Origin of the sequence: Acetobacter fabarum (assembly GCF_011516925.1) — a bacterium.
In the GTDB taxonomy this organism is placed as follows: domain Bacteria; phylum Pseudomonadota; class Alphaproteobacteria; order Acetobacterales; family Acetobacteraceae; genus Acetobacter; species Acetobacter fabarum.
On sequence record NZ_WOTG01000002.1, the window covers coordinates 233,028 to 255,455 of the forward strand.

Below are 22,428 nucleotides of genomic sequence, written 5' to 3' on the forward strand. Positions count from 1 at the left end.
GCGCCGGAGCAGCGCATTTGCCGCCTTTGTCCGGGTCTGTGCCCGCGCAGGTGCCGAGTGCCTTAAAATATTGTGTCGGAAAGTAAGAAAACCATGAGCCTTGTTGCTGACCGCCTGAACAGGATCAGTCCTAGCCAGACAATCGTCATTTCAACGCGTGCACGGGCGCTGAAGGCAGAGGGGCGGAATATTATCAGCCTTTCTGCGGGTGAGCCGGACTTCAACACACCCGACAACATTGCTCAGGCTGCCGTAAAGGCCATTGCCACAGGCCAGACCCGTTATACGGATGTGGCTGGCACGCCAGAACTGCGCAAGGCCGTGGCAGAGCGCTTCAAGCTGGATAGCGGGCTGGATTACACGCCTGAGGAAGTTATTGTTTCCACCGGCGGCAAGCAGATCATTTACAATGCCATGATGGCGACCCTGAACCCGGGTGATGAGGCCATTATTCCCGCGCCATGCTGGGTGTCCTACCCCGATATTGTCACGCTGGCCGAAGGCGTACCCGTGGTGGTGCCCTGCAAGCGCGAAAACGGTTTTCGCCTTCAGGCAGATGAGCTGGAAGCCGCCATTACCCCGCGCACCAAATGGGTGTTCCTGAACTCGCCCTGTAACCCCACCGGGGTTGCCTACTCGGCCGAAGACCTGCGCCCGCTGTGTGATGTGCTGCTGCGCCACCCGCATGTGTGGATTTTTACGGACGATATTTACGCAAAGCTTGTGTACGACGGTTTTCGCCCCGCAACATTCGTGGAGGTCGAACCCCGCCTGCGCAGCCGCACCGTAACCATGAACGGTGTCTCAAAGGCTTATGCCATGACCGGCTGGCGTATTGGTTTTTCCGGCGCGCCGGTGGAACTGACCAAGGCCATGAACAAGTTGCAGGGGCAGTCCACCTCCAACACCTGCTCCATTGCGCAGGCCGCAGCGGTGGAAGCCCTGACCGGCCCGCAGGACTTTATCCAGACCATGGTCGATACCTATCAGGGGCGGCGGGATATGGTGGTCAGCATGATCAATCAGGCCAAGGGCATGGAATGCGATGTTCCCCAAGGGGCGTTCTATGTTTTTCCCTGCATTGAAAAATGCCTTGGCAAAACCTCCGCTGGCGGAAAACTGCTTAAAACGGATGAGGATTTTGTAACGGCCCTTCTGGAAGAAGAAGGCGTGGCAGCCGTGCATGGGTCGGCCTTCATGTATCCGGGGTATATGCGTATTTCCTACGCAACCGATACGCAGAGCCTGCGGGACGCCTGCACCCGGATCCAGAATTTTTGTGAAGGTCTGCTGTAAACCATGTCCCGGAGTTTTGCGCACCGCCTGAATGGCCTGCCAGCCCCCGCAACAATAGAGATGGCCCGGCGCGCCCGGGCTCTCAAGGCGGAGGGCAGGCCGGTTATCTCGCTTGCTCTGGGCGAGCCCGATTTTGCAACGCCGCCTGCGGTGGTGGAAGCCGCCCATCAGGCTGCGCTGGCCGGGCAGACCAAATACCCCCCTGTGGATGGTACGCCCGCGCTCAAGGCGGCCATTGCCCGCAAGTTCGCGCGGGAGAACGGGCTGGACTACACGTCCGAGCAGATCATGGTTTCCAACGGGGGCAAGCAGGTCATCTTCAACGCCTTCATGGCGACCCTGAACGCGGGGGACGAGGTGGTGGTGCCAACACCCTACTGGGTCAGCTACCCCTTGATTGCGCGCATGTTCGGGGCCACGCCGGTGTTTGCTCCATGTCGGGAGGAAGACGGGTTCAGGCTCCGGGCAGATGTGCTGGCGCAGGCTCTTACGCCCCGTACACGCTGGGTTGTGCTGAACTTCCCCAACAACCCTACCGGGGCCATCTGCCCGGCCGAGGATCTGGCCGCTCTTGCCAAAGTCCTGCGCGATTACCCCGATGTATGGATTTTGTCGGACGAAATATACGAACATCTGGTGTTTGACGGAGCACGCTCCGCATCAATCGCCGCCGTGGCACCCGACCTCAAGGATCGCACCATTACGCTTAATGGTGTTTCCAAGGCTTATGCCATGACCGGGTGGCGCGTGGGGTTTGCCGGTGGACCAGCCGACCTTCTAACCGCAATGCGCGGTGTGCAGGGGAACGCCACATCGGGCGTGTGTTCCATTGCGCAGGCGGCTGCTGCCGCCGCACTGGATGGGTCGCCGGATCTTGTGCAGACCATGGTTGCCACATACAGCCGCCGCCGTACCAACGTGGTGCAGGCCCTGCGTGCGGTGCCGGGCCTGACCTGCGCCATGCCCGAAGGGGCTTTTTATGCCTATCCCGGTGTGGCCGCCTGCCTTGGGCGCACAACAGCCGCCGGACGCCTGCTAGAGACTGACCACGACTTTGCCGCAGCTTTGCTGGATGAAGAGTTCGTGGCAACAGTGCCCGGTAGCGCCTTTGGGCAGTCCCCCTACCTGCGTCTGTCCTGCGCAACCTCGGATGAGGTTCTGGCCGAAGCCTGCCAGCGTATTGCGCGCTTTGTGGGCGGATTAACGTAATCATACGGTCGGGCAGGTTCCAAGGCCCGGCTAGGAGTGCCTGAACGTGCCTGACCAGCCCCAGCCCGCGCCGCTACCTGCGGGGGAGAAACGTGTCTTCCGGAGCTTCTCGCGTGAGGAGATGGCTCTGGTCTGCATTACCGTTCTGTGGGGGGTAACGTTTTTGGTCGTGCATACGGCCATGCGTTACACGGGGCCCATGTTTTTTGTGGGGCTGCGCTTTACCACGGCGGCTCTGCTTTCCATGCTGCTGTTCCGCCGCCTGCTGCTGGACCTGACCCTGCGGGAAGTGCAGGCGGGGGCCTGTGTGGGGGTGGCCATTTTTTTTGGCTATGCGCTGCAAACTCTGGGGCTTGGGAGCATTTCCAGCAGCCAGTCGGCCTTTATTACGGCCATGTATGTGCCTATTGTGCCGTTTTTGCAGTGGTTTTTCCTGCGCAAACCCCCTCATCTTATGGTGTGGCTGGGGGTGCTGTTCGCTTTTTCCGGTCTGGTGCTGCTAACCGGCCCGCAGGCCATAGCCCATATGCACCTCCAGTTTGGGGAGGTTGTAACCTTGGTCAGCGCTGTGGCTATTGCGATGGAAGTTGTGCTGATCAGCCGTTTTGCCTCCTCCGCCATTAACAGTTTTCGGGTAGCGATCGTGCAGTTGCTGGTTGCCGGGCTGCTGGCATTTGCTGCCATGCCCATTATGCACGAACACGTACCGGCTCTGACGTGGTGGTGGGTGCTGCCCGGTCTGGGCCTTGGGGCCATGAGCGCGGTTATTCAACTGGTTATGAACTGGGCGCAAAAAACAGTTTCTCCCACACGGGCAACACTTATTTATGCGGGTGAGCCCGTATGGGCCGGGCTGGTGGGGCGTCTGGCGGGGGATATGCTGCCAGCCAGAGCGTTGGCGGGTGGCGCGCTGGTTATTCTGGGCGTGTTGGCCAGCGAGGTGCGCCTGCCGCGCAGGCAGGGGCGGGGCAGGAAGGGGCGTTCCCTGTAAAGTGGCTCCGGTCATTCTGCCTGAGCGTGTGACACAGGCAGCCAGTTAGAAAAAACCGTTTATTCGTGCAGAACATTCAAGGTGTAGGCACGGGCAAGGGCGGTGGAATCCTCTCCATCGGCCATCATGCCCACAAGCTGGAGTTCATCGCAGTACTGCGCGATCTGCTCACGTAGGCCGTGGCCTACAAGGGGGCGGATAACCGGCTCGTTGCGCAACATGCTGCGGGCACTGGCAACGGGCAGACCGGCGGCGTTATCGGCTATCAGGGTTGCGGCATCATCACGGTGGGTGTTGACCCATAGGGCCGCATCGCGCAGGGCCATAACCAGTGCCGTGGCGGCTGTGGGGTCTTTGTCCTGTGCGGTATCTGCAACGCCCAGAATAAGGCTGGTGCGTGCGGCGTAATGGCCTGTATCGCTGCCAACAAGTTCGTACAGAAGGTCCGGATAATTCTGGAGCAGGCTCCACGCATCGGGATCATGCGTGACCACAGCTTCTATTGTCTGGTCATGCAGAGCCTGTTCTATTTGCGGGATGGGCAGGTCAACCCAGTTGATGTGGTTGAGTGCATCCATGCCCTTGCGGCGCATCATGATACAGAAGAACAGTTTGTCTGCCGCATTCTGGTCTGGCACCGCCACGTTGCGGCCCATAAGCTGGTCCAGCCGTGTAATGCCGCTGCTCCGCCGCACCAGCAGGCGGCGGCTGCCCGACTGTACCCCCATAACCAGATGGGCCGGCAACCCTGAATGCAGGTGTTGAAGCCATGTGAGAGCCGGGGCCAGCGCGTAAGAGGTTTTTTGCTGCGCCAGTGCTGCAAGCGCTTCCTGCCCGTTATGGATATTGGGCAGGGGGTCCACGTCCAGATTGTACTGGGCAAAAAAGTTCTTCTCCAGTGCGGCTGCCAGCACGGGGGACATGGCGGCCTCTGGCCAGGCAATCCGGAGCTTGCGGTAAACACCGTCGGGCTGTTTGCGGGGCTTGCGGGGGTGCTGCTGGCTCGCCAGAAGCACAACGCCACCTGCGGCAACGCAACTTCCGGCCCCCCAGAGCAGGGCACGGCGTGAAAAGGGGGAAGGTGCGGGTGCGCTCATATGCGTTATCTTACACCGTGTTGGCGGAGGTGTCCCGGTTAAGGGGGCAGAAAATCAAAAAAACAGGAGCATGCCAGAGCCTTATGGCCGCAGTTGTGAGGAGGAAACTGTACTATTGTTTTTATTGTTTGTTGTTTTGGAAAGGTTTTTCAAAAGTTCTTTATGCATTCTGGCGATGTGTGCGCAGGTATGTGTTCTGCCAGTTTGGATGCGGCGCAAAATGTGCGGCGCGAGGGGAGGCTATACTGGCCAGCGCATGGGCTAACAGGCAGCGGTAGGGGTTTTGGCAGAGACGGTGCGGGCGGAAACAGCGGGGCAAACGGGGTGCGTTTACAGGGGAAGTTTGATTAACATTTTGTAATATAAAAAGGGTCTTGCACCCTCAAAGGGTTGCCGTTATACACCCATTCAGCAGCACGACGGGCGGCATCTTGAAAAAGATTATGCCCTGAAATGCCGCTAAGTGGTTGTAAAATAATTATTCCCGAATAGCTCAGTTGGTAGAGCAAGCGACTGTTAATCGCTGGGTCGTAGGTTCGAGTCCTACTTCGGGAGCCACACTTATTCCTCCCCCCTAAAATGCAAATCCCTATACCGTAGCTTCAAACGCTCTGTGTGCGTTCGCGCATGTTTTTGCCGCCCGAGTGGTGTGCCAGCACGGGCGGCGGAATGTGGAGTGTGTTGCGTGGGCTCAGGCCTGAGCGGCAATGCCGGTGAGTTCCACCTTCCAGGACGGATCAGCCAGCTTGGCTTCTACCGTGGCGCGGGCGGGTTTGTTGCCCTTGTCCAGCCATGCATCCCATGCGCGGTTCATGCCTGCCATATCGGCCATGTCGGCCAGAAAAATCTGGACTGAAATCAGGCGGCTTTTATCTGTTCCGGCTTTGGCCAGAATGGCATCCACCTGACGCAGAATATCTTCCATCTGCCCCTGCGCATCCAGTGTGGCGTCATCCGCGACCTGCCCCGCCAGATAGACCAGACCGTTGTGAATAACAGCGCCGCTCAGGCGTTCTTCAGGTTCAAGGCGGGTTATGCTCATGCTGTTGTCTTTCCTGTGCAAAAAAGCTTGGTGGGTAAAGGAGTTTACGCAGCCGCCATGTTGTCAATCAGGCGGATGTCGCCCAGACTTGCGGCAACAAACAGGCGTGCATCGGGTGTGAGCGTTTCGGTCGTAAGGAGTGTATCGCCCGAGCGCAGGTCCAGATAATGCACGTTAAAGCCGTGGCTTTTCAGGTTTTCACGGCAGGATTGCAGGCAGGCATCAACCGCTTTGCCAGCCTGAATATCCGCAATGCAGGCCCGTAATGCCGCAGGCAGGTAAGGAGCCTGTTCGCGCTGCTGGGGGGTGAGCCTGCGGTTGCGTGAGGACAGGGCAAGTCCATCGGCCTCGCGCACGGTGGGGACGGGTTTTATGCGCACGGGCAGGTTCAGGTCCTGCACTAGGCGGCGGATCAGGCAGAGCTGCTGATAATCTTTTTCGCCAAACGCGGCTATGTCGGCCCCGGTCTGGAGCAGCAGCTTGGTAACAACCGTTGCAACGCCATCAAAATGGCCCGGTCGGTCCGCGCCACACAACATGCCATCCAGCCCGGAAACTGTAATGCGGGTTGCAAAACCCTCAGGGTACATTTCTGCCCCGTCCGGGGCGTAAAGCACATCCACTTTGCCTGTGCTTTCCAGTAGGGCGGCATCGGCTTCCAGCCCACGGGGGTAAAGTTGGAAGTCGGCTGCGTTATCAAACTGGATTGGATTGACAAAAATGCTCACAATCCGGCGCGTGGCCTGCCCATCCAATGCGTTAACAAGGGTAAGGTGGCCATTGTGGAGCGAGCCCATGGTGGGCACAAAACCTATGGTTTCACCCGCGTTGTGCCATTGGGCTACCAGTGTGGCCAGTTCGGTTCTGGATCTGATAATCCGCATGAAAAATCCTGAAAAACAGATGAATCCCCATAAGGGGATTGCCCGGACAGGGCAGGAATGCCCGCATTGTAGTGCTGATTGGCTCGCGGTTCCAGAGAGGGCGGTTTTACAGCATGCGGGATTTAAAGTGCAGACAACCCGGTGGAGAGGGGCCGGGCCTGTGCTATAGGGGGCGTATGTCCTACGCTGATTTTGTTCATCTTCGTGTGCACTCTGCCTACTCGCTTAGCCAGGGGGCAATCCGGGTGCCGGAAATTGCATCCCTCGCGCAGGAAATGCATATGCCTGCCGTGGCTATTGCCGATTCGGGCAATCTGTTCGGCGCTTTGGAATTTTCGCAGTACTGCACAAAAAGTGGCATTCAGCCCATTATCGGGGCCCAGATCGGCCTGCCTGCCCGCAATGACAAGCCCGGTGCCCCGGCTGAACCGGTGGTGTTGCTGGCCCAGAACGAGGTGGGGCTGACCAATCTCCAGTTCCTCTCATCCGAAGGGTTCAAGACATCCGACCCGTCTGACCCGTTTGTAACGCTGGACACACTCTGCGCACGCGCCGAAGGGCTGATGCTGCTTAGTGGCGGCACACGCGGCCCGCTGTTCCAGATGCTGGCCGAAGGGCAGAAGGACGAGGCCACACGCTGGCTGGCCCGTATGCAGGAAGCGTTTGGCGACCGGCTGGTGGTGGAACTGCACCGCCACGGGCTGGCTGTGGAAAAAGCGGTGGAGCCGGGTGTGCTGGGCCTTGCAAGCCAGTTTGGCCTGCCGCTTGTGGCCACCAATGAGTGCTTTTTCCCCAAGCCGGAAATGTACGAGGCGCATGACGCGCTGGTGTGTATTGCCCAGGGCCGCACCATGGCGGAAAAAGACCGCTTCCGCGTGACCCCCGAACACTGGTTCAAACCCCCGCAGATGATGCGCGCCCTGTTCGCGGACCTGCCCGATGCGTGCGACAATACGCTCGAAATTGCACGCCGCTGCGCCATAAAGGTGGAAACCCGCAAACCCCTGCTGCCCGTCTGCCCCAAAGTGCGTGAAGGTGCGACCGAGGACCAGACCCTGCGCGCCATGGCGTGGGAAGGGCTGGAGCGCCGCATGGCCTCCATGACGCTGGATGACGCAACGCAGGACCGCTACCGCGAACGGCTGACATTCGAGCTGGATATTATCTCCAAAATGGGGTTCCCCGGTTACTTCATGATCGTGGCGGACTTTATCCAGTGGGCCAAGGCGCATGATATTCCGGTGGGGCCGGGGCGTGGTTCGGGTGCAGGCTCGCTGGCGGCATGGGCGTTGACCATTACGGATATTGACCCCATTCCCTTCAACCTGCTGTTCGAACGGTTTCTTAACCCCGAACGTGTCTCGATGCCTGACTTTGATATCGACTTCTGTCAGGACCGACGAGACGAGGTGATCGCGTATGTCCGGCGTGAATATGGGGGCGACCGGGTTGCCCAGATCATTACCTTCGGTAAGTTGCAGGCCCGTGCGGCCGTGCGTGACGTGGGGCGTGTGCTGGGGCTGCCCTATGGCATGGTCAACCGTGTGGCCGAGCTTATTCCCAACAACCCTGCCAAGCCTGTTACGCTCAAGGAAGCCATAGCAGGCGAACCCAAATTGCAGGAAATGCGCGATAACGACGAGGCTTTGCGCAGACTGCTCGAAATTGCCCAGCAGCTTGAAGGGCTGTTCCGTCACGCCAGCACCCATGCCGCCGGGGTGGTGATCGGGGACCGCCCGCTGGTGGAACTGGTGCCGCTGTACCGAGACCCCAAGAGCGATACGCTGGTCACCCAGTATAACATGAAGTTTGTTGAGCAGGCCGGTCTGGTCAAGTTCGACTTTCTGGGCCTGACAACACTGACCATTCTCAAACGCGGTGTGGATTTTATCCACCGCATGGGCAAGGACGTGGATCTGGCGAGCATCCCGCTCAATGATGCGCCAACCTATGACATGCTCAGTAGGGGGGATACGGCAGGCGTTTTCCAGTTCGAAGGTGCTGGCATGCGCGATGTTCTCAAGCAGATGCGCCCCACCCGGCTGGAAGACCTGATTGCCGCCGTGGCCCTGTACCGCCCCGGTCCGATGGCCAATATTCCCGATTACTGCCGCCGTAAACATGGAGAGGCATGGGAACCCCCGCACGAGGAAATCCGCGATATTCTTGAAGAGACCTACGGTATTATGGTCTATCAGGAACAGGTCATGCAGATTGCCCAGAAGATGGCGGGCTACAGTCTGGGGGGGGCAGATCTGCTCCGCCGTGCCATGGGTAAAAAAATCCGTGCGGAAATGGACCACCAGCGCGAGATCTTTACCAAAGGGGCCACCGGGCGCGGCATAGATCACGACAAGGCGGTAGAGGTGTTCGACCTCATGGCCAAGTTTGCGGATTACGGGTTTAACAAATCCCATGCTGCGGCCTACGCTCTTGTCTCCTACCAGACTGCATGGATGAAGGCTAACCACCCTGTGGCCTTCCTTGCAGCCTGTATGTCACTCGCGCGGGAGCGGACGGAAAAACTGGCCGCTCTTCGGCAGGAAGCCGAGCGCATGGGCATTGCCGTGCTGCCGCCAGACATCAACCGTTCAGAGGCCGACTTTGCCGTGGAGGTCATGCCCAATGGTGAATATGGCATTCGTTATGCACTGGCCGCGGTTAAAAAAGTTGGTTTTGGGGCCATGGAGGTTCTGGTTGCCACAAGAGGGGACAAGCCTTTTGCCGATCTGGCCGATTTTGCAACGCGCATAGACCCCAAACACATCAACCGCATGCAAATGGAAAATCTGGCCAAGGCAGGCGCGTTTGAATGTCTGGATAAAAACCGGGCGCGTGTTTTTCATTCCGCCGATGCCCTTTTGCGCCGTGCCCATAGTCAGGCGCAGGAGGCGGCATCTGGCCAGATTGGCCTGTTTGGTGGTGGCGGGCAGAAGGAACCCCTGCGTCTGGCCGAAGGGCCGGACTGGCCGGAGTTTGAAAAACTGGCCATGGAAGCAGAAGCAATTGGCTTCCACATGACAGCCCACCCGCTGGATTCCTACGGCCCCGTGTTGCGCAGGTTGGGGGTTGTTAAATCCTCCCAACTGCTTGCCGCGGCAGAAGCCGGGGTAGGGCGAGTTAAAATTGCGGGCTGCGTGGTGGACCGCAAGGAACGCCCGACCCGCACAGGCAATAAAATGGCATGGGTGCGCCTGTCCGATGCCACAGGTGGGTGTGAGGTCACGGTCTTTTCCGAAGTGCTGGGCCGTGTGCGGGAAAGTCTGGTGGCGGGCAGGGCTGTGCTGGTTACGGCCGAGCTTAAGCTGGAGGGCGAGGCCATGCGCATAACCGCGTCCGACATTGTGGAACTGGAGGACGCAGCCGCCCAAGGCCAAAGCGAATTGCGGATATGGCTGGAAAAGGAAGAAGCTCTGCCTGCCCTGCAAACCGTGCTGAGCGACCAGAAGGGCGGAGCAGGCCGCATTGTGCTACTGCCGGGTGTGGCTGAAAGCTGCGATGTGGAAATCCGGTTGCGTGGTGGCTACAAGGTGACCCCTCTGCTCGGGCAGAAGCTGCGTACCCTGAATGGTATTTCCCGCGTGGAGCAGGTCTAGCCCGTGGCATGGACGCGCACCCTGCCATGGCGGGAGCCGGATACGGTTCTGGCCCTGTGGGGCGGTGCCCCGTGGTGCGCTTTTCTCGATAGTGGCGGAGTGCTGGACGCGCGCAGCCGGTGGCGTATCTTCTGCCATAATCCACGCCATACCCTACAGGTTTTTGCAGAGAGGGTAGAAGTGGATGGGGTGTCTCAGGCTCGGGGAACGCCTGAACAGATATTGGATATTCTGCGTAAAATACAGGCAGGTTTCAAGGTTGGTGCCTGTCAGGCTGATGTGCCGTTCTGCGGTGGCTGGGTTGGCTTTGCCAGCTACGCATTTGGTCGGGCCCTGCAAGGTGTTCCGTCCCGGCATGCGGAAGGGGATGCTCCTGTATTTTCCGCAGCTTTTTACGATCATGCTTATATATGGGACCGCAAAAACCGGCAGGTGGTGCTGGCAGGGCTGGCGCGTGGTGGGTTAACGGCCCTGGCTCGTGAGCAGGCTCAGGCACTCTGGTCCGCCCTGCCTGAGCACGCGGAGCCTGCGCCACAGGTGCCCCCGTTGCATTTGCGGGCCAGTCAGACACAGGCCGAATACTGCCGGGCAGTCAGTGCGGCGCAACGCTATATTGCTCAGGGGGATATTTTTCAGGTTAACATCACCTGCCAGCATGTTGCGGACCTGTCGGCAGATGTGTGTGCATCTGGCCTGTATCGCCGGTTGCGGCAGGTGGCCCCGGCACCCTTTGGGGCGTTTTTATCCTGTGGGGTAAAGTTTTCGCTGCTTTCATGCTCGCCAGAGCGGTTTTTGCAGGTTGACCGGCACGGGCATATGGCAACCCGCCCCATAAAAGGCACAGCCCCACGCGGCCAGAGCGGGGCGGAGGACCTGCTTCTGGCTCAGGCTCTGGCAGCAGACGACAAGGAGCGTGCTGAAAACCTGATGATTGTGGACCTCATGCGCCATGACATCGGGCGTGTTGCCCGTATTGGCAGCGTATGTGTGCCAGAATTATGGGCGGTGGAACGGTTTGAGCATGTGCATCATCTTGTTTCCGAAGTGCAGGGGCATTTGCGGCAGGGGTGTGATGTGTTTGACCTGCTGGCAGCGACCCTGCCGCCCGGCTCCGTAACAGGTGCGCCCAAACACCGCGCCATGGAAATTATTGACGAACTGGAAGCCACACCCCGTGGGGCTTATTGTGGGACGGTTTTTTGCCTTGGTGTGGATGGGCAGATGGATAGCTCCGTGATCATCCGCAGTTTTGTTGCCCATGGGGGGCAGTTGCGTATGGGCACGGGGGGCGGGATTACCATTTTGTCCGACCCGCAAAAGGAATATGAGGAAATGCGCCTGAAGCTCGCCCCTTTTGCTGCCTTTGCGGAGGGAGCATGACCGTCGTCTGGCTCAATGGTGCGCTCCTCGCGCATAATGAGGCCCGTATAAGCCCGGCAGACCGCGGCTTTACGCTGGGTGATGGCCTGTTTGAGACCATGCGCGCGGTTGGCGGGCGGGTTCTGCATCTGCCCCGGCACATGGCGCGTCTGGCATCGGGCGGAGGTGTGCTGGGCATGCCCGTGCCGCAGGTGGGTGTGGTGGTGGAGGCGGCCACGGCGCTGCTACAGGCATGCGGGTTGCAAAACGCGGTGCTGCGGCTGAGCGTGGCGCGCGGGGAGGGGGCAAGGGGGCTGCTGCCTCCGGTTCATCCGCACCCTACCGTGTTGCTCACGGCGGCCCCGGGGGAGTTCAGCCTTGCCCGTATTCAGGCCGTGACCAGCCGGTTGATCCGGCGGGATGAGGCTTCTCCCCTGTCTTATATCAAGAGCCTGAACTATCTGCCTGGTATTCTGGCCCGGCAGGAGGCCGAGCGTTTGGGGGCGCAGGATGCGCTGTTGCTCAATACGCAGGGGCGGGTGGCGGAAAGTACAATCAGCAACCTGCTGGTAGCAACGGATGCGGGGCTGCTCACGCCCCATGTGGCGGAAGGTGCGTTGGCGGGCATTGCCCGTGAGCGCCTGCTGGAGCAGAATCTTGTGCGCGAGGCCCGTCTGGCCCCGGCGGACCTGCTGCGCGCGCGTGGCGTGTGGCTGGTCAACTCCCTTTCGCTCCGGGTGGTAACAGCACTGGACGGAACGCCTTTGCCGGTGGACGAACCACACACCGCGCAACTGGAGCAATGCCTGCGGCACACTGCATAAGCCGGTTTTGATTTATGCCCTTTTCGTTTAGAGGGCAGGCATGCGACGATAAGGGCTTGTGCAGACCTGCCTGAATGCTCAATCGTTCGCCCGTCCTTTTCAGGCCGGAATGATATGCATCGGAACAGCCGGTCTGTGGTATTCTGATGAGGTGACACCATGCAACAGGCAGCAACAGCCACGGAGCAACAGGCGGAGCAGGGTCATGCCCCCCGTTATGATCTGAGGCAGATCGATGTTGATCCCAATTTCTGGTACCCTGTGGCATGGTCCAGCAAGGTACGGCAGGGCAAGGCATTTGCCGCCCGCTTTGCAGGCCACCCCATTGCGCTTATCCGCCCCGAATACGGCCCGGTCTATGCGCTGGAAGACCGTTGCGCCCACCGTCAGGTGCCGCTGAGCAAAGGCGTTGTCGACGATAAGGGCTGCATCAAGTGCTGTTATCATGGCTGGGCGTTTGACCAGCAGGGCAAATGCGTAACCGTGCCTTACCTGAACAAGGAAGGCGTGGGTCGCCCGGTTAAATCCTACCCCTGCCGCGAAAAAAGCGGGCTGATCTTTATCTTCCCCGGCGACCCCGATCTGGCGGACAAGGTGCCCGTGCCCGACATCGCGCAGGTGGGGAACCCCGAATACAAGACCCGCCAGTTCAGCCCGCGCCTGAAGTGCCACTACACGTTCATGCACGAAAACCTGATGGACATGAACCATCAGTTCCTGCACCGCCGCCAGATGGGTTCCATCACGGCTCGTTTTCTGGGGCAGGACAAGGGCGACAACTTTATGGAAGCCCGCTACAGCTTTGCGCGCAAAGGGGGCAACCAGCCGCTGGCCGAAGCCCTGATTTTTGGCAAACACCATGATGATGGGCGCGAACAGCCGGTGGAAGAGGTCGTGTCCATCCGCACCACTTATCCGTACCAGACGCTCCAGATCCACGATAAGGACGGCGACCTGATCATGGACCTGTGGGCATGTTACCTGCCGCTGGGGGAAACCCAGCAGGTTACTCAGGCGTTTGGTCTGCTGTCGGTTAAAAAGCCCAAATGGACTTTCCTGCTTGATATGGCATGGCCGGTGCTGGGTCTGTTTACGCATCGCATCTTTGAAGAAGACCGCGAAATTGTGGAAATGGAACAGAACGCATGGCGTGAACTGGGCGGGGATCACAACGTGGAAGTGTTCCCTGTTGTCAAAAGCCTGCGCGAGCTGCTGGCCCGCAGCGGGGTGCCCAACCGTTACGCCAAACCGCTCAAGCAGGGCTGAACGCACTTTTTGGCCTTGCCCGCAGGGCCAAAAAACGCCATATAGAGCCGCCCCGGCGCAGGCCGGGGTATAACACACGCGGGGCCATACACCTCTGGTGCCCAGTCAGATGGCTGGGTGGTGTCTCGCGGAGGTTTAACCAGTTAGGTAGGAATACGCCCCATGGCGATGCCCGATTTCACACTGCGCCAGCTGCTTGAAGCTGGTGTTCACTTTGGTCACCACACACGCCGCTGGAACCCGCGCATGGCGCCGTTCCTGTTCGGTGTGCGCAACCAGGTTCACATCATCGACCTCCAGCAGACCGTTGGCCTGCTCGACCGCGCCCTTAAGGCGATTCGCGATGTTGTAGCTGGCGGTGGCCGCGTTCTGTTCGTTGGCACCAAGCGCGCTGCACAGGACCCGATTGCAGAAGCAGCACGCCGCTGCGGTCAGTACTACGTCAACCACCGCTGGCTGGGCGGCATGCTCACCAACTGGAAGACCATTCAGGGCTCCATCAAGCGTCTGCGCCAGATTGAAGAAACGCTCGAAGGCGCGACTTCCGGCCTGACCAAGAAGGAAGTGCTGGAACTGACCCGCCAGCGCGACAAGCTGGAACGCTCCCTTGGTGGTATCAAGGAAATGGGTGGTCTGCCCGACGTCCTGTTCGTGATCGACACGAACAAGGAAAAGCTGGCCATTGAAGAAGCCAACAAGCTGGGTATCCCGGTTGTGGCCATTCTGGACAGCAACTCCGACCCGCGCGGCGTGACCTACCCGGTCCCCGGCAACGATGACGCCATTCGCGCCATTGGCCTTTACTGCGACCTCGTTTCCGCTTCCGTGCTCGACGGTATTTCCGCCGAACTGGGTGCAGCGGGCCATGACGTGGGTGCATCTGAAGAACTGCCGGTTGAACCCGCTCTGGAAGCGGCTCCGGTGGCGGAAGAAGCTCCGGCAGCAGGCTGAAGCCTTTAAAAAACAGCCCGGCTTAAACCGGGCTGTTTTTTTGCATGAGATGCCTGTGGTTTTTACAGGCAACGGAATGTTCTGCCACGCGCCCTGCCAGGGGCGCGTTGCGGTTTTCTAAGGAGTAGGAATATGGCGGAAATTACCGCAGCATTGGTCAAGGAACTGCGCGAAAAAACCGGCGCAGGCATGATGGATTGCAAAAAGGCGCTGAACGAAGCGCAGGGTGATATTGAAGCCGCCATTGACTGGCTGCGCACCAAGGGCCTTGCCGCCGCCGCCAAAAAATCCGGCCGCGTGGCAGCAGAAGGTCTGGTTGCCGTTGCCTCTGGCGACAAAACCGCCGCCATGGTGGAAGTCAACGCCGAAACCGACTTTGTTGCCCGTAACGAAGCGTTCCAGAACTTTGTGGAATCCGTTGCTCAGGTTGCACTCAAGGTTGGTGATGATCTGGAAGCCATCAAGGCAGCTACGCTGGACACGGGCCGCACCGTTGCTGATGAACTGACCCACCTGATCGCCACCATCGGCGAAAACATGACCCTGCGCCGCGCACGCGTGTTCACCGTGCCGTCTGGTGTGGTGGCAACTTACGTGCATGGTGCCCTGCGCCCCGGTCTGGGCAAAATTGGCGTTCTGGCAGCTATTGAAGCTCCGACGGCTGATGAAGCCATTGAACAGCTTGGCCGTCAGGTTGGTATGCATGTTGCAGCTACCCGCCCGTCCGCGCTGGATGTCAGCAGCCTGAACCAGGAAGAAGTCGAGCGTGAACGCGCTGTTCTGATCGAACAGTCCCGCGCATCGGGCAAGCCCGAAGCCATTATTGAAAAAATGGTCGAAGGCCGTATCCGCAAGTTCTACGAAGAAGTGGTGCTTCTGGAACAGGTTTGGGTGCATGACGGCGAAACCCGCGTGAAGGACGTTGTTAAAAAAGCTGGCGTCAAGCTGGCTGGTTTTGACCGCTTCCACCTGGGTGAAGGCATTGAAAAGACCGTTGATGACTTTGCCGCTGAAGTGGCCAAGGTTTCCGGCGTCTAAGACCGGGTCTTTTGCATGTTGAACAAGAGCGGGACTTCTCTGCAAAGGGAGGCTCCCGCTCTTGTTGTTTTTGTGGCCCCGCAGGGCGAAAATGGCGCGCAGGTTCATATGCTGACCGAGCAGGACGGGCTGGTGCGTGCCCTGGCTTACGGGGGTGCTGGCCGTGCCGGTCGCGCCTTGTGGCAGCCGGGTAATGTGGTCAAGGTCCGCCTGACACAACGGGGCGAGGGGGCTCCTGTTCAGGTATCGGGTGAACTGCTGTACGGCTGTGCGGCGCGTATCCTGAGCATGCCGCTGGCACTGGCCATGATGCAGTCTGCCTGCGTTCTGGCCGATGCGACCCTGCCCGAGGGTGAGCCTTGCCCGGCATTTTTTGGGGCGACCCTCAAACTTCTTTCCTTTATCGGCTACAGCCCCGACGTTGCGGAGCAGACTGGCCTGCCCAATTACATTGAGTGGGAGCTGGCCTTGCTGGACGTGCTGGGCTTTGGGCTGGATTTAAGCTGCTGCGCCGTGACCGGGCAGACGGGCGACCTCGCTTTTGTCTCCCCCCGCACAGGGCGTGCCGTCAGCCGCGAAGGAGCAGGAGTGTGGAAGGACCGGCTCCTGCCCCTCCCTGCTTTTTTGCATGACCCCACACAGGCCGGTTCCTGGCCGGACTGGCTGGATGGCCTGCGCCTGAGTGGGCATTTTCTGGCGCGGGATGCCTTTGGCCAGCGGCATCTGCCCCTCCCTGCCGCCCGGCAGAGGCTGCTCGGGCGTGTGGAAAAACTGGTAGCAGGGGCGGGCGCAACCTGAACTGCGCACCAAGGCTGGCACAACTTGGCCTGTGGCGGTATGTCATGGCCATCACACATCGCACCGTTTTATCTGGGGCAGAACATGAACGAGACATTCGAAGGCCATATTGAGGAGACAAAACTGGCAGATGCGCTAAGCGAGCGTTATCTGGCCTATGCTTTGTCCACCATCATGTCACGTTCGCTGCCAGATGTGCGCGATGGGCTCAAACCAGTGCACAGGCGGCTGGTTTACGCCATGCACCAGCTCAAGCTGGACCCGGCATCGGGGTTTAAAAAGTGCGCGCGTGTTGTGGGGGACGTCATTGGTAAGTTCCACCCCCATGGTGATGCCTCGGTTTATGAGGCACTGGTCCGTCTGGCGCAGGATTTTGCCGCCCGTTACCCGCTGGTTGAAGGGCAGGGGAACTTTGGCTCGATTGATGGCGATAACGCAGCCGCCATGCGGTATACGGAATCCCGCCTGACCGAAGTGGCCGTAGCCCTGCTGGACGGGATCGAGAGCGATGCAGTCGATTTTCGCCCCACCTATGATGGTGAGGAGCAGGAACCCGTGGTGCTGCCAGCGGCGTTCCCCAACCTTCTGGCCAATGGTGCCGCGGGTATTGCCGTGGGCATGGCCACCAGCATTCCCCCCCATAACGCGGCAGAAGTGTGCGCGGCCGCAGCGCTGCTGGTGCGCAAACCCACCGCCACCACGCAGGACCTGCTGGCCCTTATGCCGGGGCCGGACTTCCCCACCGGCGGGCTGATTGTGGAGGATGCCTCGGCTATTCTGCAGGCATACGAGACAGGGCGTGGGGGCTTCCGCATGCGTGCACGCTGGGCCGTGGAGCAGGGGCGGTTTGGCACATGGCATATTGTTGTGTCGGAAATACCGTACCAGGTGCAGAAGTCCCGCCTGATCGAACAGGTAGCAGACCTGCTGGAGCAGAAAAAACTCCCGCTGCTAGGCGATATTCGCGACGAAAGTACGGATGAAATCCGTCTGATCCTTGAGCCAAAAACACGCGGGATCGAACCCGAAGTGCTGATGGAAACCCTGTTCCGCGCCACGCCGCTGGAAAGCCGCTTCCCCCTGAACATGAACGTGCTTGGGGCGGACCGCTCCCCCGGTGTGCTGGGGCTCAAGCAGGTGTTACAGGCATGGCTGGACCACCGGCACGAAGTGCTGGAACGGCGTAGCCGCCACCGCCTTGCCGCCGTGGAAAAACGGCTGGAAATTCTGGCAGGCTTTCTCATCGTTTACCTCAATCTGGATGAGGTCATTCGCATTATCCGCGAGGAGGATGATGCCAAAGCCAGCCTGATGGCCACCTTTGGCCTGACCGACATGCAGGCCGAATCCGTGCTGAACATGCGCCTGCGCAGCCTGCGCCGCCTTGAGGAAATGGAAATCCGCAAGGAGCATGACGCCCTTGCTGCCGAAAAAGCCGGACTGCTCGCGCTGCTGGGAGATGAAAAACAGCGCTGGAAGCAAATCGGGCAGGAACTGGAGGGCATGGTCAAAACGTTTGGCAAGGGCCGCGTTGGACCACGGCGCAGCACCATTCTGTCCGCTCCCAAGCCGGTTGATATTTCGGTGGTGGAAACAGTGGAGCGCGAACCACTGACCATGATCCTGTCCCAAAAAGGGTGGGTGCGGGCCATCAAGGGCCACAATGTTGATCTGGAAAGCCAGAAGTTCAAGGAAGGAGATGGCCTCAAGCTGGCCCTTCCGTGCCAGAGCACGGACAGGCTGTGCTTTTTTGCGACCGATGGCCGTGCCTTTACGCTCAAGGGTGTGGACCTGCCGCGCGGGCGGGGTGATGGCCAGCCGATACGCCTGCTTATGGACCTCTCCAATGATGAAGAACTGCTAGCAGTTTTTGTGCTCGAGGAAGGCGGTAAGCGCCTTGTGGCTTCCAGTGCGGGGCGTGGCATGGTGGTGGAGGATGATAACCTCGTCTCCGAAAAGCGCTCAGGTCGGCAGGTGCTTAACCTCAAGGGCGATGAGTCCGCCCAGTTGTGCATTCCCGCACAAGGGGACCACGTGGCAGTGCTTGGGGATAACCGCCGGTTTTTGATTTTCCCGCTCGATCAGCTCCCCGTCATGGGGCGTGGTCTGGGGGTGGCGTTGCAGAAATACGCCGATGGCGGGCAGTTGCGTCAGGCTGTGGTGTTTACTGCATCCGAAGGGCTGGTCTGGCCCGGAGCCGTACGGAACCGCGTTATGGCGGATTTGCAGGACTGGCTGGGCAAGCGTGCAAGTGTTGGCAAGCTGGCTCCCACCTGGGCGAACAAAAAAGCCTAAGCCTGTTATCAGGCCTGCTCCTCGGGCGCATGGCCTGCGGGGGCAGGCCTATGTCTGGCAGGTGGGTCAGAATAACGGCGCATCCGGGAACAGGGCGTCCCGCGTGGTGTTGATGGGCTGCTCCGGGTCCAGCGGCTGCCATGTATCATCACGCAGGATTTCTGCCGGTCGGAAACGGCTTTTGTACGCCATCTTGGGGCTGCCCGGAATCCAGTAGCCCAGATACAGATACGGGCGGCCGAGCAGAAATGTCTGGTGAATAAGAAAAAGCACAACATACACCCCTAGTGAGCGGGTGGTCTGCTGGGGGTCGTAAAAGCTGTACACGGCCGAAAGCCCGTCATCGAGCGTATCGGTCAGGCTGACTGCGACCAGTTTGTTGTCTGCCGTGCGGAATTCTATGATCTGTGTATCAACCGTCGTTTCCTCCACCATAATCCGGTAGTCGCGCGCGGTCATGTTTGCCATTTCGCCATCTGCGTGGCGGGTGTTCAGGTACTGGCGGAACAGCTCGTATTGTTCGCCTGTTGCTACAGGGGGCAGCAAGGTCGCGCTCAGGTCCGTATTGCGGTTCCAGACCCGTTTTTGTGTGCGGCTGGGGGCAAAGGCCGCCACAGGCAGGCGGATGGGAATACAGGCAGAGCATCCTGCACACAAAGGCGCGTAAGCGAGTGTGTGGCTGCGCCGGAAGCCCGTGGCAGACAGGCGGCTGTGCAGGGTGTCGGCATCGGGGACTGCCAGATCAACCAGAATTTTGCGTTCCATGCGCGCAGGCAGGTACGGGCAGGGTTGTGCCGTGGTGGTGTAAAAAAACTGCGGGTTGCGCAGCGGAGGCGTCATAATCGGCAATCCCGGATGCATGGCGGGCCAGTAGAACTGGCCCGCTTATGCCCGGCATGGGCCAGGCGGTGGTTACAGGCCCGATCTTTCCCGGATGCGCTGTGCAGCTTCAATGGCAAAATATGTGAGTATGCCATTGGCTCCAGCACGGCGGAAAGCCATCAGGCTTTCCATGATGGCACGGTCGCGGTCGAGCCAGCCATTGTTAATGGCTGCCATGAGCATCGCATATTCTCCCGAGACCTGATACGCAAAAGTCGGCACGCTAAAGGTGTCTTTTACGCGGCGGATAATGTCCAGATACGGCATGCCCGGCTTGACCATGACCATGTCCGCGCCTTCGGCAATGTCCATCTCCACTTCGCGCAGGGCTTCATCGCTGTTGGCGGGGTCCATCTGATAGGTTTTTTTGTCGCCTTTCAGCAGCCCGCCAGAGCCAAGCGCATCACGGAACGGGCCATAAAAGGCGGATGCATATTTGGCGGCATAGGACATGATGCGGGTGTTGATCAGGCCATTGGCGTCAAGGTCCTGCCGGATAACGGCAATGCGCCCGTCCATCATGTCCGAAGGTGCGATAATATCCACCCCTGCGCGGGCCTGATTAACAGCCTGCTGGGACAGGATCTGGACCGAGGCCTCATTGACCACGTAGCCATCTTCGATCACGCCGTCATGGCCGTGGTTGGTGTAGGGGTCCAGCGCCACGTCCCCGATCAGGGCCATGTCGGGGAACTCTTTTTTCAGTAGTCTGGCTGCCCGACACATCAGGTTGTCGGGGTTGAGCGCTTCGGTCCCGACGTCATCACGGGCTTCTGTCGGGGTGATGGGGAACAGGGCAAGGGCCGGAATGCCCAGTTTGGCGGCTGGTTCCACATGCTTGGCAAGCCGGTCCAGTGTAACGCGGTGCGCACCGGGCATGGAGGAAACTTCGGTTGTAACACCTGTTCCTTCCATGAAAAAAATCGGCCAGATCAGGTTGCTGATGCCCAGTGAGTTTTCGGCAACCAGGCGGCGTGTCGCATCGTCAAACCGGTTGCGGCGCGGGCGGGTCAAAGGGAAACGACCAGCCATCATGGGCGGGATCTCCTTGCACGGTGTTTGCCACGGGGCAGGCTTGGCTGGTTGTCCATGGCAGCACAGGGGTGAACAAAACGGGGGGAGTATGCGCTCCTGCCCCTGTTATGCAACCCCGCTGGGGTAAAGGTCAGCTCCGCGTGGTTTTGCAATGCTCACGGTATGCGAATCCGCCGCTACCGCAGGGGCCAGCCCCCGTGCCATGCCGGGGCTGGTGCTTGTGGTGTATGCAAGCCTGTGCGGTGGGTAAAAGTACAGGGCTGCAAAAGGGGGGAGAGTTCCGCCCCTTTTGCGTTTTTCTCCTGTCAGGGGCGCAAGGAACGGAGTAAGAGAGCACCCAGCGCTTGTGTCTGTTATAAAAAGCAGTGTGGAACATGGTCTGGCAAAGAGCGTGCCAGAACCGTATAGAGTGACCACCATCTGCCGCCCGGCAGGCATGTTGCCAAACGACAGTTTGATTTTGAGGGAACACCCGAATGAGCCACACGGATCTGGACCGTTTTTTTCATGCGCCGCTGACCCAGACGGATCCGGACGTTGCGTCCGCCATTGCCGCAGAGCTGACCCGCCAGCAGGATGGGATTGAGCTGATCGCCAGCGAAAACATGGCCTCCGAGGCTGTTTTGCAGGCGCAGGGCAGTGTGCTGACCAACAAATACGCCGAAGGCTACCCCGGTCGCCGCTACTACGGTGGCTGCGTGGAAGTGGACAAGGTGGAAACTCTGGCCATTGAACGGGCCAAAACCCTGTTTGGTGCCGCTTTTGCCAACGTGCAGCCGCATTCGGGCGCCAATGCCAACCAGGCCGCGTTCATGGCCATGGGCAAGCCGGGTGACACCGTTCTGGGCATGAGCCTTGCCGCGGGTGGGCACCTTACACACGGTGCAGCTCCCAACTATTCGGGCAAATGGTTCAATGCCGTGCAGTATGGCGTGCGCCAGCAGGACGGCATGCTGGACTACGACCAGATGGAAAGCCTTGCGCGCGAGCACAAGCCCTCCATTATCGTGGCTGGTGGGTCCGCTTACCCGCGGATTATCGACTTTGCCCGTTTCCGCCGCATTGCGGACGAAGTGGGTGCGCTGCTTATGGTGGATATGGCGCATTTTGCCGGTCTGGTTGCTGCGGGCCTGTACCCCAACCCGCTGGAATATGCAGACATTGTAACCTCCACCACGCATAAAACCCTGCGTGGCCCGCGTGGCGGCCTGATCCTGACCAACAGCGAAGCACTGGCCAAAAAGATCAACTCTGCCGTGTTCCCCGGCCTGCAGGGCGGCCCGCTCATGCATGTTATTGCCGGTAAAGCCGTAGCTTTTGGCGAAGCCCTGCGCCCTGAGTTCAAGGAATATCAGAAAGCCGTGCAGAAGAACGCCGCAGTGCTGGCCGAAGTGCTGGTGGAGCGTGGGTTTGATATTGTGACTGGTGGCACGGATTCCCACCTGCTGCTCGTTGACCTGCGGCCTAAAAAGGTGACCGGCAAAGCAGCGGAACAGGCACTGGAACGTGCGGGCATTACAGCCAACAAAAATGCCATTCCGTTTGACCCGGAAAAACCTGCCATTACCTCTGGCGTGCGTCTGGGCAGCCCTGCTGCTACGGCACGTGGCTTCCGCGAAGCAGAGTTCCGCCAGGTTGGTGAAATGATCGACGAAGTGCTGACCGCCCTTGCCGCCTCGGGTGGGGAAGGTGATACCGCAGTGGAAAACGCTGTGCATGAACGGGTTAAGGCCCTGTGTGCACGCTTCCCCATTTATACGCGCTAATCTGCGTTTAAATCGGTTCTGCCTTAAAAGGCGCGGGAGATTTCTCCCGCGCCTTTTTTGCTGGTCTGTTCATGCCCGACCCGTGTGCGGCGTTTCTGC

General features: G+C 59.7%; 17 protein-coding genes and 1 tRNA gene. 13 read left to right on the forward strand and 5 right to left on the reverse strand.

Translation table 11 applies throughout. From position 1 onward, the window contains the following. The first annotated feature begins 93 nt into the window (after positions 1–93). The 3 genes from GOB83_RS04120 to GOB83_RS04130 are packed head-to-tail and all read left to right on the forward strand — an operon-like array spanning position 94 to position 3,496. On the forward strand, positions 94–1,296 hold the full coding sequence (locus tag GOB83_RS04120; protein ID WP_086645633.1) for a pyridoxal phosphate-dependent aminotransferase: 1,203 nt from the start codon (positions 94–96) through the stop codon (positions 1,294–1,296). A 3-nt stretch (positions 1,297–1,299) separates the two neighbouring features. Next, a complete protein-coding gene (locus GOB83_RS04125; RefSeq protein ID WP_165925318.1) occupies positions 1,300–2,505 on the forward strand; it encodes a pyridoxal phosphate-dependent aminotransferase in 1,206 nt (401 codons plus the stop codon). A 46-nt stretch (positions 2,506–2,551) separates the two neighbouring features. After that, positions 2,552–3,496, forward strand: a complete 945-nt coding sequence (locus GOB83_RS04130; protein ID WP_306309872.1) for a DMT family transporter — start codon at positions 2,552–2,554, stop codon at positions 3,494–3,496. Between the two features lie 59 nt (positions 3,497–3,555). Here the strand turns inward: GOB83_RS04130 and GOB83_RS04135 are convergent, their stop codons facing one another. Continuing rightward, positions 3,556–4,593 carry an ABC transporter substrate-binding protein gene (locus GOB83_RS04135; RefSeq protein WP_095349248.1) on the reverse strand — a complete coding sequence of 346 codons (1,038 nt, stop codon included), beginning with the start codon at positions 4,591–4,593 and terminating at the stop codon, positions 3,556–3,558. A gap of 482 nt (positions 4,594–5,075) precedes the next feature. On the opposite strand from GOB83_RS04135, the gene GOB83_RS04140 reads away from it, so the two are divergent. Continuing rightward, positions 5,076–5,151: transfer RNA gene (locus GOB83_RS04140), tRNA-Asn, on the forward strand. Positions 5,152–5,284: 133 nt separating this feature from the next. Here GOB83_RS04140 and GOB83_RS04145 read toward each other — a convergent pair. Continuing rightward, positions 5,285–5,635, reverse strand: a complete 351-nt coding sequence (locus GOB83_RS04145; protein WP_165925319.1) for a RidA family protein — start codon at positions 5,633–5,635, stop codon at positions 5,285–5,287. A 44-nt stretch (positions 5,636–5,679) separates the two neighbouring features. Continuing rightward, positions 5,680–6,519, reverse strand: coding sequence for a pantoate--beta-alanine ligase (panC, locus tag GOB83_RS04150; RefSeq protein ID WP_165925320.1), 840 nt, complete (start codon positions 6,517–6,519; stop codon positions 5,680–5,682). A gap of 176 nt (positions 6,520–6,695) precedes the next feature. On the opposite strand from panC, the gene dnaE reads away from it, so the two are divergent. From dnaE to parC, 8 genes are all read left to right on the forward strand, one after another. After that, positions 6,696–10,115 carry a DNA polymerase III subunit alpha gene (gene dnaE, locus GOB83_RS04155; protein ID WP_095349245.1) on the forward strand — a complete coding sequence of 1,140 codons (3,420 nt, stop codon included), beginning with the start codon at positions 6,696–6,698 and terminating at the stop codon, positions 10,113–10,115. A gap of 3 nt (positions 10,116–10,118) precedes the next feature. Further along, positions 10,119–11,495, forward strand: coding sequence for an anthranilate synthase component I family protein (locus tag GOB83_RS04160; RefSeq protein WP_165925321.1), 1,377 nt, complete (start codon positions 10,119–10,121; stop codon positions 11,493–11,495). Beyond that, a complete protein-coding gene (locus GOB83_RS04165) occupies positions 11,492–12,298 on the forward strand; it encodes an aminotransferase class IV (protein WP_165925322.1) in 807 nt (268 codons plus the stop codon). The genes GOB83_RS04160 and GOB83_RS04165 overlap by 4 nt, the downstream gene beginning before the upstream one ends. 159 nt (positions 12,299–12,457) lie before the next feature. Next, positions 12,458–13,564: an aromatic ring-hydroxylating oxygenase subunit alpha gene (locus GOB83_RS04170; protein ID WP_086645624.1), complete on the forward strand. Its 1,107-nt coding sequence runs from the start codon at positions 12,458–12,460 to the stop codon at positions 13,562–13,564. Between the two features lie 162 nt (positions 13,565–13,726). Then, positions 13,727–14,515 carry a 30S ribosomal protein S2 gene (gene rpsB / locus GOB83_RS04175; protein WP_086645623.1) on the forward strand — a complete coding sequence of 263 codons (789 nt, stop codon included), beginning with the start codon at positions 13,727–13,729 and terminating at the stop codon, positions 14,513–14,515. 132 nt (positions 14,516–14,647) lie between these two features. Beyond that, entirely contained in the window at positions 14,648–15,553 is a 906-nt protein-coding gene (gene tsf, locus GOB83_RS04180) for a translation elongation factor Ts (protein WP_086645622.1), read from the forward strand. Between the two features lie 39 nt (positions 15,554–15,592). Continuing rightward, positions 15,593–16,351 (forward strand): DNA repair protein RecO, encoded by a 759-nt coding sequence (recO, locus tag GOB83_RS04185; protein WP_194301293.1) that lies wholly within the window; start codon positions 15,593–15,595, stop codon positions 16,349–16,351. 84 nt (positions 16,352–16,435) lie between these two features. Then, entirely contained in the window at positions 16,436–18,646 is a 2,211-nt protein-coding gene (parC, locus tag GOB83_RS04190; RefSeq protein WP_165925324.1) for a DNA topoisomerase IV subunit A, read from the forward strand. Between the two features lie 66 nt (positions 18,647–18,712). Here the strand turns inward: parC and GOB83_RS04195 are convergent, their stop codons facing one another. Continuing rightward, on the reverse strand, positions 18,713–19,486 hold the full coding sequence (locus GOB83_RS04195) for an arginyltransferase (protein WP_165925325.1): 774 nt from the start codon (positions 19,484–19,486) through the stop codon (positions 18,713–18,715). 72 nt (positions 19,487–19,558) lie between these two features. Beyond that, positions 19,559–20,563: a porphobilinogen synthase gene (gene hemB / locus GOB83_RS04200; protein ID WP_086645619.1), complete on the reverse strand. Its 1,005-nt coding sequence runs from the start codon at positions 20,561–20,563 to the stop codon at positions 19,559–19,561. Between the two features lie 476 nt (positions 20,564–21,039). Between hemB and glyA the strand changes: the two genes are divergently transcribed. Then, complete coding sequence (glyA, locus tag GOB83_RS04205) at positions 21,040–22,329, forward strand: serine hydroxymethyltransferase (protein WP_086645618.1); 1,290 nt, start codon at positions 21,040–21,042, stop codon at positions 22,327–22,329. Positions 22,330–22,428 lie beyond the last annotated feature (99 nt).

Bases quoted from the DNA above. Each gene is read 5' to 3' on its own strand.
- glyA (WP_086645618.1), top strand. From the start codon at position 21,040: ATGAGCCACACGGATCTGGACCGTTTTTTTCATGCGCCGCTGACCCAG.
- hemB (WP_086645619.1), bottom strand. From the start codon at position 20,563: ATGATGGCTGGTCGTTTCCCTTTGACCCGCCCGCGCCGCAACCGGTTT.
- panC (WP_165925320.1), bottom strand. From the start codon at position 6,519: ATGCGGATTATCAGATCCAGAACCGAACTGGCCACACTGGTAGCCCAA.
- tsf (WP_086645622.1), top strand. From the start codon at position 14,648: ATGGCGGAAATTACCGCAGCATTGGTCAAGGAACTGCGCGAAAAAACC.
- parC (WP_165925324.1), top strand. From the start codon at position 16,436: ATGAACGAGACATTCGAAGGCCATATTGAGGAGACAAAACTGGCAGAT.
- GOB83_RS04125 (WP_165925318.1), top strand. From the start codon at position 1,300: ATGTCCCGGAGTTTTGCGCACCGCCTGAATGGCCTGCCAGCCCCCGCA.
- GOB83_RS04135 (WP_095349248.1), bottom strand. From the start codon at position 4,593: ATGAGCGCACCCGCACCTTCCCCCTTTTCACGCCGTGCCCTGCTCTGG.
- rpsB (WP_086645623.1), top strand. From the start codon at position 13,727: ATGGCGATGCCCGATTTCACACTGCGCCAGCTGCTTGAAGCTGGTGTT.
- GOB83_RS04170 (WP_086645624.1), top strand. From the start codon at position 12,458: ATGCAACAGGCAGCAACAGCCACGGAGCAACAGGCGGAGCAGGGTCAT.
- GOB83_RS04120 (WP_086645633.1), top strand. From the start codon at position 94: ATGAGCCTTGTTGCTGACCGCCTGAACAGGATCAGTCCTAGCCAGACA.
- GOB83_RS04165 (WP_165925322.1), top strand. From the start codon at position 11,492: ATGACCGTCGTCTGGCTCAATGGTGCGCTCCTCGCGCATAATGAGGCC.
- dnaE (WP_095349245.1), top strand. From the start codon at position 6,696: ATGTCCTACGCTGATTTTGTTCATCTTCGTGTGCACTCTGCCTACTCG.
- GOB83_RS04145 (WP_165925319.1), bottom strand. From the start codon at position 5,635: ATGAGCATAACCCGCCTTGAACCTGAAGAACGCCTGAGCGGCGCTGTT.
- GOB83_RS04195 (WP_165925325.1), bottom strand. From the start codon at position 19,486: ATGACGCCTCCGCTGCGCAACCCGCAGTTTTTTTACACCACCACGGCA.